This is a genomic window from Citrobacter tructae (assembly GCF_004684345.1).
GTDB classification, from domain to species: domain Bacteria; phylum Pseudomonadota; class Gammaproteobacteria; order Enterobacterales; family Enterobacteriaceae; genus Citrobacter; species Citrobacter tructae.
Window position 1 is genome coordinate 2,437,403 of record NZ_CP038469.1, and the last position, 13,342, is coordinate 2,450,744.

Genomic DNA, 13,342 nt, shown 5'->3' on the forward strand with positions numbered 1-13,342 from the left:
CGCATTGAGAGGTAATTAATGAATCTTAACAGTATTCCCGCCTTTCAGGACAATTACATCTGGGTCCTGACAAATAATGAGAACCGTTGCTTGATTGTCGATCCTGGCGAGGCGACTCCGGTGCTGCAAGCCATTGCTGAGCACAACTGGGTGCCTGAGGCCATTCTCCTGACCCATCACCATCACGATCACGTGGGTGGCGTGAAAGAACTTGTGCAGCGCTTTCCACAAATAGTGGTATACGGTCCGGCAGAAACACAAGATAAGGGAGCGATGCACATAGTCGAAGATGGCGATACTGCACTCGTTTTAGGGCATGAATTTAAGGTAATTGCCACCCCGGGTCACACTTTAGGACATATCTGTTACTTTAGTCATCCTTATCTATTTTGCGGCGACACTCTTTTTTCTGGTGGCTGTGGCCGGCTTTTTGAAGGTACAGCATTACAGATGTATCAATCACTTAAAAAAATAAGTGCGCTTCCGGATGATACGTTAATTTGTTGCGCACATGAGTACACTTTAGCAAACATGAAGTTTGCCTTAAGCATCCTTCCACACGATTCGTTCATAAATGATTATTATCGTAAAGTTAATGAGTTACGTGTAAAAAAACAAATTACACTCCCCGTAACTCTGAAAAATGAGCGGAGAAATAATATCTTTTTAAGAACAGAAGATATTGATTTAATTAATGAAATAAACAAAGAAACAATATTGCAACAACCTGAGGCGCGTTTTGCATGGTTAAGGTCAAAGAAAGATACGTTCTGACAATTCCGGGTTGCCTTTTGAAAACTTCGCCGTTATGATCGGTCGTCTTTTAAGCAACTATTGACACACACATGAAGGCAAAAGCGATATTACTCGCCTCTGTCCTGCTTGTTGGGTGCCAGAATACTGGTAACGTCCAACAGCACGCACAGAGCCTTTCTGCAGCTGGTCAAGGGGAAGCAGGAAAGTTTACAAGCCAAGCGCGGTGGATGGACGATGGGACATCTATCGCTGCCGATCAGGATTTGTGGGCTTTCATTGGTGACGAGCTAAAGATGGGAATTCCGGAAAACAACCGGATTCGCGAACAGAAACAGAAGTATTTACGCAATAAGAGCTATCTCCACGATGTAACTTTACGGGCAGAGCCGTATATGTACTGGATAGCCGGGCAGGTTAAGAAACGTAACATGCCGATGGAACTGGTACTACTACCCATAGTGGAGAGCGCTTTTGATCCTCACGCAACGTCTGGCGCCAATGCCGCAGGTATTTGGCAGATCATTCCGAGCACGGGGCGCAATTATGGTTTAAAGCAGACCCGCAATTATGATGCACGTCGCGACATTGTGGCTTCCACCACTGCCGCGCTGGACATGATGCAGCGTCTGAACAAGATGTTTGATGGCGACTGGCTGCTGACCGTTGCCGCTTATAATAGCGGTGAAGGTCGCGTGATGAAGGCAATGAAAGCGAACAAATCTCGTGGCAAGCCCACCGATTTTTGGTCACTCCCTTTGCCTCAGGAAACGAAGCAGTATGTGCCCAAAATGCTGGCATTGAGCGATATTCTCAAGAACAGCAAGCGCTATGGTGTGCGTCTGCCAACTACAGACGAAAGCCGAGCGTTGGCACGTGTTCGCTTGAACAGTCCGGTTGAGATGGCTCAGGTTGCCGATATGGCGGGTATTTCCGTCAGCAAGCTGAAGACCTTCAATGCAGGCGTGAAAGGCTCCACGTTGGGTGCCAGCGGACCACAATACGTGATGGTGCCAAAGAAGCATGCAGAGAAGCTGCGTGAGTCTCTGGCTTCAGGCGAAATTGCAGCCGTACAGTCAACGTTAGTCGCGGATAACACACCACTGAACAGCCGTAGCTATAAGGTTCGCTCTGGCGATACGCTTTCCGGCATCGCTTCACGTCTTGGCGTGAATGCGAATGAGCTAAAGCAGTGGAATAATCTGCGTAGTTCGACCCTGAAAGTGGGCCAAAGCCTGACTGTCGGCGCAGGAACCAGCGCACAGCGACTGGCAAAAAACAGCGATAGCATCACCTATCGTGTACGTAAAGGCGATTCGCTTTCGAGCATTGCCAAGCGTCACGGGGTTAACATCAAGGATGTGATGCGCTGGAACAGCGATACCGATAATCTGCAGCCAGGCGATCAGCTGACGTTGTTTGTGAAGAATAACGGTATGCCGGACTCCTGATAGCAGCATAAAATATTAAGGCACTGGTTTCCCCCCAGTGCCTTTTTTATTTATTCCGCTTTATGTGCCTCAACCATTATCGTGTCACTGGTGAACGAACCGTCCTCCTGTAACGCGAAGTAGGCCTGCACTTCAGCAGATGCACTCTGCTGATATAAACGAATCGCCTCATCCAGCACCTCGGGGGTGCGCATTCGTGCTACCCATGACCTGAACTCCAGCGGCAGGCGATCGGTTAACAAAGCATCGGTAATCAGATTGGCGCCATTGATTAACGACAGCCACTCTCCGCTGGAATAGTTGCGTACGTGCGAGGTATCGCGTAACGCTTCCACGGTTTGCAACCAGATATCACGTACAGGATGGCCTGGCGACATCACATCCATCACAATCAGCACGCCGCCGGGCTTCAGAACACGATTCACTTCCCGCAGCGCACGCCCGACATCATGCCAGTGATGTGCGGAATATCGGCTAATCACCAGGTCAAAGGCATTATCTTCAAACGGCAGACTTTCGGCATATCCCTGTCGGGTTACGATATTATCTAACCCCTTATCTTTTGCCGCCCGTGCGACTACTTCAAGCATTTGTGCCGATAAATCATACGCCACAACCTGCTTTACGTTTTGCGCCGCCGTAAAACTGGCGTGCCCTGCACCGCATCCCATGTCGAGAACGCAGGCCAGTGGAAATGCAGACAATCTTTCCGCCAGGCGTTGTAAATCACGTCCAGAGGCGTGTACCGCGCTGGTTAAATAGGCATTAGCCTGAGAGCCAAACTGTTTTTCGACGTTGTCGTGATGAGAGCGTGTTGTCATTGTGTTGTCCTTCGGTTGTGGTGAAATATGAAGGGCAACCATCACAGGCCTGCCCTACGGCAGACCTGACACACCGTTATTGTTCAGGTTTGCCGGGACTGAATTCAACGAGTAGCGGGTTGTGATCGGATGCGCGGGTGACCAGCACAGAGGCTTCACTCACGTTCAGACCGCGATAGAACACAAAATCGAGAGGACGACCAAACGCGCGTCGGCGCTGATCGTCGGTAAAGCGCACCTGGCGCAGCGACATTTCACGTGCAAAACGGTACAACGCGTTCATCCGTCGACGGCTCCAGGCATTAAAATCGCCGGCCATAATCACCGGACCGCTGTGATGAGCAATCTGATCGCCAATGGGTAATAACTGCTTACTATAGACATCAACCCCGAGGCTGAAGTTAACCGCATGGATGTTCACCACCATCAATAAACGCGAGTCAGGCAGGGGGTATACCGTCACCAGAGCGGACTTTGCCAGCCGTAAAATAGGCTCACGCTCGCGCAGAGGACAACAGTAAACAGGATGGGCGGCGGAGAGCGTCATGACGCCAGAGGGATGCTGAGGCAGTACAAAGGCGGGAACCTGGTCGGCAGCAAGATAGTTAGTGGTCGCGAACTGCACCAGTTCAGGGGTGGTTTGCGCCTCCTGCAATAACACCAGATGCGCGTCTTTGCCAAAATTCTTCAGCACCGACAACCATTCTGCCCGCTGCTGTTTAAAAATATTCCATACCAGCACGCGAATACGGTCTTCGCTGCTTAACGGAACGCCGGCGGGTAATGCCTGGCCAATATGCGCGAACGACCCTGGCGGTAAAATCCGCTCAGCGGGTTGTCCGGCAACATAACGCATGGCATAGGTGTTTTTTCGCACTGTAGACTTTCAAACCTCTGTAACGTCAACCAGTCCGCAGCCGGACTGGTTCTTCTGTTATAGGGATTTTAGCACTCACTTTCAACGGACAATTGCAGTTTGTTTTGTAAGTGGGTACTTACATCAATGATTTATCCCAGCGCGATACGCGCAGGTTTATCAAGACGGCCACTGACGCCCATCAGTAAGAAAGCAGCCAGTACGATTAGCGCGCCAATCCACGGCGTCTGTGCCAGACCGTAATGCTCTACTGTTTGCCCACCAATCACCGACCCCAACGCAATACCAACATTAAATGCTGCAATGTTCAGTCCTGAAGCAACATCAACCGCATTGGGGGTAAATTGTTCCGCTTTCTGAACAACATAGACCTGCAATCCGGGTACGTTACCGAAGGCAAAGATCCCCATCACCAGAATGGTAGCCAGCGCAGCGTACTGCGTGGAGGCCGTTAACTGGAAGATCATCAGCAGAACAAACAGCGCGGCAAAAATGAATTTCAATGCCGGGACGGCACCATGTTTATCCGCCAGTTTTCCGCCCCAGATATTACCAATGGCCACAGAGACACCGTATCCGAGTAAAATCCAACTTACCGCTGTCGGTGAGAACCCAGCCAGATCCTGCATCATCGGAGCAAGGAAGGTAAACGCCGTAAAGACGCCACCATAGCCCAGCGCCGTTACCGCATAGATCAACAACAAACGAGGATGGGTTAAGACTTTCACCTGATCGCGAATGCTGGCAGCTGCCCGACCAGGAATATTAGCCGGAATCAGCAGTTGGCTACTGATCAGCGCAATCACGCCTAACATTGATACCGCAAGAAAGGTTTCGCGCCAGCCAAAATGCTGACCAATGAATGTGCCCAGCGGAACCCCCGTCACCAGTGCGACCGTTAAGCCGCCAAACATAATGGCGATAGCGGAAGCCGCTTTCTCTTTTGGCACCAGGCTTGTCGCGATGGTAGAACCAATCGAGAAGAACACGCCGTGTGCAAGGCCGGTCAGCAAACGGGCAATAATTAATGTCATATAGCCCGGCGCCTGCCATGCCAGCAAATTACCGGCGGTAAACAACACCATCAGCGCAACCAGCAACTGTTTGCGCGGCAGGCTCCCGGTCAGGGCGGTCAGTACCGGAGCGCCAATTGCCACGCCCAGCGCATAAATTGAAACCAGCATCCCCGCAGAAGGCAAAGAGATCGCCAGCTGTTCAGCAATGGTCGGCACCAGCCCAACAATCACAAATTCAGTCGTGCCAATAGCGAAGGCACTTATTGTCAGTGCAAATAAAGCGAGAGGCATAAATAACTCCATATCATCAGTAATCGGATGACACGCAGTATGCAGGGATGTTTTAATAACAAAAATATTCAAAATCTCAATATAATTTTGCTTCAGGTGCAAAGATGAAAGCAACCTCAGAAGAACTGGCGATTTTTGTGGCCGTTGTGGAAAGTGGCAGCTTTAGCCGCGCCGCTGAGCAGTTGGGACAGGCCAATTCCGCCGTCAGCCGGGCAGTAAAAAAGCTGGAGATGAAGTTGGGCGTCAGCTTGCTTAACCGAACTACCCGACAGTTAAGCCTGACAGAAGAAGGTGAGCGCTACTTCAGACGTGTGCAGCTAATACTGCAGGAGATGGCTGCGGCAGAAACGGAAATAATAGAGTCGCGTAATACGCCGCGCGGCTTGCTACGCATCGACGCCGCAACGCCGGTCATGCTGCATTTCCTGATCCCTCTAATCAAACCTTTCCGCGAACGCTATCCTGAGATGACGCTGTCGCTGGTCTCTTCAGAGACATTCATCAATCTTATTGAACGAAAAGTAGATGTTGCTATACGCGCTGGCACTCTGACTGACTCAAGTCTGCGCGCACGTCCACTGTTTACCAGCTACCGTAAGATTATTGCTTCACCCAACTATATTGCACAATTTGGTATGCCGGAGAGTGTAGAAGCGCTTAAACAGCACCTGTGCCTAGGTTTCTCCGAACCAGTTTCACTCAATACCTGGCCGATTGCCTGCCGCGATGGACAGCTTCATGAGGTTGAGTGCGGGCTGTCTTCTAACAGCGGCGAAACTCTGAAACAGCTTTGCCTGAGCGGTAACGGTATTGCCTGTCTTTCAGATTATATGATTGATAAGGAGATCGCGCGGGGGGAACTAGTCGAGTTGTTGGCTGATAAACGCCTGCCCGTAGAGATGCCGTTCAGCGCCGTTTACTACAGCGATCGGGCGGTAAGCACACGCATTAGGGCATTTATCGACTTTTTGAGTGAACATATAAGAACAGCTCCCGTAGGAGCTGTTAAAGAGGGTTAAAGGCTACAGAAGGTTCGGCAATTAGTCCCAGGAGGGGGCCAGACCTTCCGGGCTAACCAGACGATCATTGCGATCCAGTGCCGCGATCGCTTTTTTATCTTCGGCATCCAGATGCAGGTCCTGCGCCAGCAGGTTGCTTGCCAGGTTTTCACGCCTGGTAGATGAAGGGATCACGGAGTAACCTTTATCCATTGCCCACGCCAGAATAACCTGCGCCGAGGTCGCATTATGTTTGGCGGCAATGCGCGCAATCACTTCATCTTTCAGCGCCTTACCGTAAGCCAGCGTCATGTAAGAGGTGATGTGGATACCGTGCGCTTTTGCCCAGTCAACCACCTGGCAGCTTTGCAGGTACGGTGACAGCTCAATCTGATTGGTCGCAATATTCTCTGCGCCCACTACAGCAATGGCTTTTTCCATCAACGGGATGGTGAAGTTAGAGATACCTATTTCGCGGGTCAGTCCCTGCGATTTGGCTGCCAGTAACGCCTGCATAAACTCTTCAACAGAGACTGCATCGTTTGATGAAGGCCAGTGGATCAGCGTCAGATCAACATAATCGGTACGCAGTTTCTTCAGACTCTCTTTCAGGCTCGGGATCAGCTTATCTTTGCTGAGATTCTCAACCCAGATCTTGGTGGTGATGTACAGTTCGCTGCGTGGTACGCCGCTTTCAGCAATCGCCTGGCCCACAGCCGCTTCATTATCATAGATTTGCGCGGTGTCGACAGCACGGTAACCTAACTCAAGTGCCGTTTTAACAGAAGCGATAACCACGTCGTCTTTCAGGCGAAAAGTGCCTAAACCAAATGCAGGGATAGTCATAAAACTCCTCTTTTTAATCACAGTATTCGTTAACTGGGAGGAGTATGACCTTCTAATTTGTAGAGAGAAAGGGCGTAAAATGCAGAGGATTTTTGCGGATGGAGCAACAATTAAATCGCAGATAAAGAAAAAGCCCTGAGCGTTAGCTCAGGGCTTTTAATAAGTGGCGGAACGGACGGGACTCGAACCCGCGACCCCCTGCGTGACAGGCAGGTATTCTAACCAACTGAACTACCGCTCCACCGAATTTCTTTGTCACTACCCGGATTATTCATCCCGGTTACTGCTTAATTTGATGCCTGGCAGTTCCCTACTCTCGCATGGGGAGACCCCACACTACCATCGGCGCTACGGCGTTTCACTTCTGAGTTCGGCATGGGGTCAGGTGGGACCACCGCGCTACAGCCGCCAGGCAAATTCTGTCTATCAGACCGCTTTTGCGTTCTGATGTTATCTGTATCAAGCCGAATATCGTGTCTCTTCACCAAAACATCTTTGGCGTTGTAAGGTTAAGCCTCACGGTTCATTAGTATCGGTTAGCTCAATGTATCGCTACACTTACACACCCGACCTATCAACGTCGTAGTCTTCAACGTTCCTTCAGGACTCTCAAGGAGTCAGGGAGAACTCATCTCGGGGCAAGTTTCGTGCTTAGATGCTTTCAGCACTTATCTTTTCCGCATTTAGCTACCGGGCAATGCCATTGGCATGACAACCCGAACACCAGTGATGCGTCCACTCCGGTCCTCTCGTACTAGGAGCAGCCCCCCTCAATTCTCCAGCGCCCACGGCAGATAGGGACCGAACTGTCTCACGACGTTCTAAACCCAGCTCGCGTACCACTTTAAATGGCGAACAGCCATACCCTTGGGACCTACTTCAGCCCCAGGATGTGATGAGCCGACATCGAGGTGCCAAACACCGCCGTCGATATGAACTCTTGGGCGGTATCAGCCTGTTATCCCCGGAGTACCTTTTATCCGTTGAGCGATGGCCCTTCCATTCAGAACCACCGGATCACTAAGACCTGCTTTCGCACCTGCTCGAGCCGTCACTCTCGCAGTCAAGCTAGCTTATGCCTTTGCACTAACCTCCTGATGTCCGACCAGGATTAGCTAACCTTCGTGCTCCTCCGTTACTCTTTAGGAGGAGACCGCCCCAGTCAAACTACCCACCAGACACTGTCCGCAACCCGGATTACGGGTCTACGTTAGAACACCAGCCATTAAAGGGTGGTATTTCAAGGTTGGCTCCATGCAGACTGGCGTCCACACTTCAAAGCCTCCCACCTATCCTACACATCAAGGACCAGTGTTCAGTGTCAAGCTATAGTAAAGGTTCACGGGGTCTTTCCGTCTTGCCGCGGGTACACTGCATCTTCACAGCGAGTTCAATTTCACTGAGTCTCGGGTGGAGACAGCCTGGCCATCATTACGCCATTCGTGCAGGTCGGAACTTACCCGACAAGGAATTTCGCTACCTTAGGACCGTTATAGTTACGGCCGCCGTTTACCGGGGCTTCGATCAAGAGCTTCTCCTTACGGATAACCCCATCAATTAACCTTCCGGCACCGGGCAGGCGTCACACCGTATACGTCCACTTTCGTGTTTGCACAGTGCTGTGTTTTTAATAAACAGTTGCAGCCAGCTGGTATCTTCGACTGATTTCAGCTCCACGAGCAAGTCGCTTCACCTGGTATCAGCGTGCCTTCTCCCGAAGTTACGGCACCATTTTGCCTAGTTCCTTCACCCGAGTTCTCTCAAGCGCCTTGGTATTCTCTACCTGACCACCTGTGTCGGTTTGGGGTACGATTTCGTGTTACCTGATGCTTAGAGGCTTTTCCTGGAAGCAGGGCATTTGTTACTTCAGCACCGTAGTGCCTCGTCATCACACCTCAGCGTTTAATAAGAGTCCGGATTTACCTAAACTCTCCGCCTACATGCTTAAACCGGGACAACCGTCGCCCGGCTAACATAGCCTTCTCCGTCCCCCCTTCGCAGTAACACCAAGTACAGGAATATTAACCTGTTTCCCATCGACTACGCCTTTCGGCCTCGCCTTAGGGGTCGACTCACCCTGCCCCGATTAACGTTGGACAGGAACCCTTGGTCTTCCGGCGTGCGGGTTTTTCACCCGCATTATCGTTACTTATGTCAGCATTCGCACTTCTGATACCTCCAGCAACCCTCACAGGCCACCTTCAACGGCTTACAGAACGCTCCCCTACCCAACAACACATAGTGTCGCTGCCGCAGCTTCGGTGCACAGTTTAGCCCCGTTACATCTTCCGCGCAGGCCGACTCGACCAGTGAGCTATTACGCTTTCTTTAAATGATGGCTGCTTCTAAGCCAACATCCTGGCTGTCTGTGCCTTCCCACATCGTTTCCCACTTAACTGTGACTTTGGGACCTTAGCTGGCGGTCTGGGTTGTTTCCCTCTTCACGACGGACGTTAGCACCCGCCGTGTGTCTCCCGTGATAACATTCTTCGGTATTCGTAGTTTGCATCGGGTTGGTAAGTCGGGATGACCCCCTAGCCGAAACAGTGCTCTACCCCCGAAGATGAGTTCACGAGGCGCTACCTAAATAGCTTTCGGGGAGAACCAGCTATCTCCCGGTTTGATTGGCCTTTCACCCCCAGCCACAAGTCATCCGCTAATTTTTCAACATTAGTCGGTTCGGTCCTCCAGTTAGTGTTACCCAACCTTCAACCTGCCCATGGCTAGATCACCGGGTTTCGGGTCTATACCCTGCAACTTAACGCCCAGTTAAGACTCGGTTTCCCTTCGGCTCCCCTATACGGTTAACCTTGCTACAGAATATAAGTCGCTGACCCATTATACAAAAGGTACGCAGTCACCCTGATAAATCAAGGCTCCCACTGCTTGTACGTACACGGTTTCAGGTTCTTTTTCACTCCCCTCGCCGGGGTTCTTTTCGCCTTTCCCTCACGGTACTGGTTCACTATCGGTCAGTCAGGAGTATTTAGCCTTGGAGGATGGTCCCCCCATATTCAGACAGGATACCACGTGTCCCGCCCTACTCTTCGAGTTCACAGCATGTGTGATTTTGTGTACGGGACTATCACCCTGTACCGTCGGACTTTCCAGACCGTTCCACTACCACATATGCTGATTCAGACTCTGGGCTGCTCCCCGTTCGCTCGCCGCTACTGGGGGAATCTCGGTTGATTTCTTTTCCTCGGGGTACTTAGATGTTTCAGTTCCCCCGGTTCGCTTCATTACGCTATGTATTCACGTAATGATAGTGTGACGAATCACACTGGGTTTCCCCATTCGGAAATCGCCGGCTATAACGGTTCATATCACCTTACCGACGCTTATCGCAGATTAGCACGTCCTTCATCGCCTCTGACTGCCAGGGCATCCACCGTGTACGCTTAGTCGCTTAACCTCACAACCCGAAGATGTTTCGTAAAACATTTCGACTTGCGAAAATTTGAGAGACTCGAACACACCGCTTATCTGTTCTTATTACGGAGAACAGACACAGTGTGTCGTTTCAATTTTCAGCTTGATCCAGATTTTTAAAGAGCAAATATCTCAAACATAACTCAGGGAGTCAGTTTTGAGATATTGAGGTCGGCGACTTTCACTCACGAACCAGCAAGTGGCGTCCCCTAGGGGATTCGAACCCCTGTTACCGCCGTGAAAGGGCGGTGTCCTGGGCCTCTAGACGAAGGGGACACTGAAGTCTCAATCGCAAGACGCCTTGCTATTTACTTTTCATCAGACAATCTGTGTGAGCACTACAAAGAACGTTTCTTTAAGGTAAGGAGGTGATCCAACCGCAGGTTCCCCTACGGTTACCTTGTTACGACTTCACCCCAGTCATGAATCACAAAGTGGTAAGCGCCCTCCCGAAGGTTAAGCTACCTACTTCTTTTGCAACCCACTCCCATGGTGTGACGGGCGGTGTGTACAAGGCCCGGGAACGTATTCACCGTAGCATTCTGATCTACGATTACTAGCGATTCCGACTTCATGGAGTCGAGTTGCAGACTCCAATCCGGACTACGACATACTTTATGAGGTCCGCTTGCTCTCGCGAGGTCGCTTCTCTTTGTATATGCCATTGTAGCACGTGTGTAGCCCTACTCGTAAGGGCCATGATGACTTGACGTCATCCCCACCTTCCTCCAGTTTATCACTGGCAGTCTCCTTTGAGTTCCCGGCCGAACCGCTGGCAACAAAGGATAAGGGTTGCGCTCGTTGCGGGACTTAACCCAACATTTCACAACACGAGCTGACGACAGCCATGCAGCACCTGTCTCAGAGTTCCCGAAGGCACCAAAGCATCTCTGCTAAGTTCTCTGGATGTCAAGAGTAGGTAAGGTTCTTCGCGTTGCATCGAATTAAACCACATGCTCCACCGCTTGTGCGGGCCCCCGTCAATTCATTTGAGTTTTAACCTTGCGGCCGTACTCCCCAGGCGGTCGACTTAACGCGTTAGCTCCGGAAGCCACTCCTCAAGGGAACAACCTCCAAGTCGACATCGTTTACGGCGTGGACTACCAGGGTATCTAATCCTGTTTGCTCCCCACGCTTTCGCACCTGAGCGTCAGTCTTTGTCCAGGGGGCCGCCTTCGCCACCGGTATTCCTCCAGATCTCTACGCATTTCACCGCTACACCTGGAATTCTACCCCCCTCTACAAGACTCTAGCCTGCCAGTTTCGGATGCAGTTCCCAGGTTGAGCCCGGGGATTTCACATCCGACTTGACAGACCGCCTGCGTGCGCTTTACGCCCAGTAATTCCGATTAACGCTTGCACCCTCCGTATTACCGCGGCTGCTGGCACGGAGTTAGCCGGTGCTTCTTCTGCGAGTAACGTCAATTGCTGCGGTTATTAACCACAACACCTTCCTCCTCGCTGAAAGTACTTTACAACCCGAAGGCCTTCTTCATACACGCGGCATGGCTGCATCAGGCTTGCGCCCATTGTGCAATATTCCCCACTGCTGCCTCCCGTAGGAGTCTGGACCGTGTCTCAGTTCCAGTGTGGCTGGTCATCCTCTCAGACCAGCTAGGGATCGTCGCCTAGGTGAGCCGTTACCCCACCTACTAGCTAATCCCATCTGGGCACATCCGATGGCAAGAGGCCCGAAGGTCCCCCTCTTTGGTCTTGCGACGTTATGCGGTATTAGCTACCGTTTCCAGTAGTTATCCCCCTCCATCGGGCAGTTTCCCAGACATTACTCACCCGTCCGCCACTCGTCACCCGAGAGCAAGCTCTCTGTGCTACCGTTCGACTTGCATGTGTTAGGCCTGCCGCCAGCGTTCAATCTGAGCCATGATCAAACTCTTCAATTTAAGTTTGATGCTCGTGAATTAAACTTCGTAATGAATTACGTATGTTCACTCAGAGACTTGGTATTCATTTTTCGTCTTGCGACGTTAAGAATCCGTATCTTCGAGTGCCCACACAGATTGTCTGATAAATTGTTAAAGAGCAGTGCAACGCGGCTTTCGCTCACCGTTGCGAGGTGGCGTATATTACGCTTTCCTCTTTCAGAGTCAACCTCTTATTTACAGGTTTTTCTCTTCAACCGAACCGGCTGTTTGTGTGAAGTGATTCACATCCGCCGTGTCGATGGAGGCGCATTATAGGGAGTCGACTCAGGAAGACAAGCGGAAAAATGCATTTTTGTTTCAACCGCTCACCTTTTATCCACAACGCTTATTTTTGCTGCTTTTTTATCGCCAATGGCAGGTCTGCCAGGCTATTTATCACCAAATCAGCCGCATTTTCTGCTTCTGGCGTGACAGGCTTGCCCGTACGTACCAATACCTTCGTCCCTACGTTAGCAGCTGCAGCTGCCAGCATATCTTCTATTTTATCGCCCACCATATAAGAAGCAGCCATATCGATGTGCAGGAAATCTCGGGCAGAGAGCAGCATCCCTGGATGCGGTTTACGACAGTCGCAAACCTGGCGGTACTCTTCTACGGTACCTTGTGGGTGGTGAGGACAATAATAGATGCCATCCAGATCAACATCACGATCGGCCAGCGACCAGTCCATCCACTCCGTCAGCGTTTCGAACTGCGCTTCAGTAAATTTACCGCGAGCAATACCAGACTGGTTAGTCACGACGATAAGCGCATAGCCCATCTGTTTAAGTTCACGCATGGCATCAATAACGCCGTCGATGAACTCGAACTCGTCAATCTCATGTACGTAACCGTGGTCCACATTAATGGTACCGTCACGGTCGAGAAAAATTGCAGGTACAGACTTTGCCACCTTTTATAGCTCCTGAATAAGG

8 protein-coding genes, 2 tRNA genes and 3 rRNA genes are annotated in these 13,342 nt (G+C 51.0%); 3 read left to right on the forward strand and 10 right to left on the reverse strand.

The window, feature by feature from the left end; all coding sequences use genetic code 11:
* The first annotated feature begins 18 nt into the window (after positions 1-18).
* Positions 19-774 carry a hydroxyacylglutathione hydrolase gene (gene gloB, locus E4Z61_RS12500; RefSeq protein WP_135323055.1) on the forward strand — a complete coding sequence of 252 codons (756 nt, stop codon included), beginning with the start codon at positions 19-21 and terminating at the stop codon, positions 772-774.
* A gap of 71 nt (positions 775-845) precedes the next feature.
* Positions 846-2,204 carry a murein transglycosylase D gene (gene mltD / locus E4Z61_RS12505; RefSeq protein ID WP_135323056.1) on the forward strand — a complete coding sequence of 453 codons (1,359 nt, stop codon included), beginning with the start codon at positions 846-848 and terminating at the stop codon, positions 2,202-2,204.
* A 50-nt stretch (positions 2,205-2,254) separates the two neighbouring features.
* Here mltD and E4Z61_RS12510 read toward each other — a convergent pair whose 3' ends face one another.
* From E4Z61_RS12510 to E4Z61_RS12520, 3 genes are all read right to left on the reverse strand, one after another.
* Entirely contained in the window at positions 2,255-3,025 is a 771-nt protein-coding gene (locus E4Z61_RS12510; protein WP_135323057.1) for a class I SAM-dependent methyltransferase, read from the reverse strand.
* 76 nt (positions 3,026-3,101) lie between these two features.
* Positions 3,102-3,902: an endonuclease/exonuclease/phosphatase family protein gene (locus E4Z61_RS12515; protein WP_135323058.1), complete on the reverse strand. Its 801-nt coding sequence runs from the start codon at positions 3,900-3,902 to the stop codon at positions 3,102-3,104.
* A gap of 131 nt (positions 3,903-4,033) precedes the next feature.
* Positions 4,034-5,209: an MFS transporter gene (locus E4Z61_RS12520; RefSeq protein WP_135323059.1), complete on the reverse strand. Its 1,176-nt coding sequence runs from the start codon at positions 5,207-5,209 to the stop codon at positions 4,034-4,036.
* Positions 5,210-5,313: 104 nt separating this feature from the next.
* Between E4Z61_RS12520 and yafC the strand changes: the two genes are divergently transcribed.
* Positions 5,314-6,228 (forward strand): DNA-binding transcriptional regulator YafC, encoded by a 915-nt coding sequence (gene yafC, locus E4Z61_RS12525; protein WP_135323060.1) that lies wholly within the window; start codon positions 5,314-5,316, stop codon positions 6,226-6,228.
* A gap of 21 nt (positions 6,229-6,249) precedes the next feature.
* On the opposite strand, the gene dkgB is transcribed toward yafC, so the two are convergent.
* From dkgB to gmhB, 7 genes are all read right to left on the reverse strand, one after another.
* The gene (gene dkgB, locus E4Z61_RS12530; RefSeq protein ID WP_135323061.1) at positions 6,250-7,053 is read right to left on the reverse strand and encodes a 2,5-didehydrogluconate reductase DkgB; all 804 of its coding nucleotides are present in this window, start codon (positions 7,051-7,053) and stop codon (positions 6,250-6,252) included.
* Between the two features lie 164 nt (positions 7,054-7,217).
* Positions 7,218-7,294 (reverse strand) — tRNA-Asp (locus E4Z61_RS12535).
* A 56-nt stretch (positions 7,295-7,350) separates the two neighbouring features.
* Positions 7,351-7,466, reverse strand: a 5S ribosomal RNA gene (rrf, locus tag E4Z61_RS12540).
* 92 nt (positions 7,467-7,558) lie between these two features.
* Positions 7,559-10,468 (reverse strand): 23S ribosomal RNA (locus tag E4Z61_RS12545).
* A 217-nt stretch (positions 10,469-10,685) separates the two neighbouring features.
* Positions 10,686-10,761, reverse strand: a tRNA-Glu gene (locus E4Z61_RS12550).
* An 85-nt stretch (positions 10,762-10,846) separates the two neighbouring features.
* Positions 10,847-12,386 (reverse strand): 16S ribosomal RNA (locus E4Z61_RS12555).
* The 16S, 23S and 5S rRNA genes sit together here with 2 tRNA genes alongside, the layout of an rRNA operon.
* Positions 12,387-12,753: 367 nt before the next feature.
* A complete protein-coding gene (gmhB, locus tag E4Z61_RS12560) occupies positions 12,754-13,320 on the reverse strand; it encodes a D-glycero-beta-D-manno-heptose 1,7-bisphosphate 7-phosphatase (RefSeq protein ID WP_135323062.1) in 567 nt (188 codons plus the stop codon).
* Positions 13,321-13,342 lie beyond the last annotated feature (22 nt).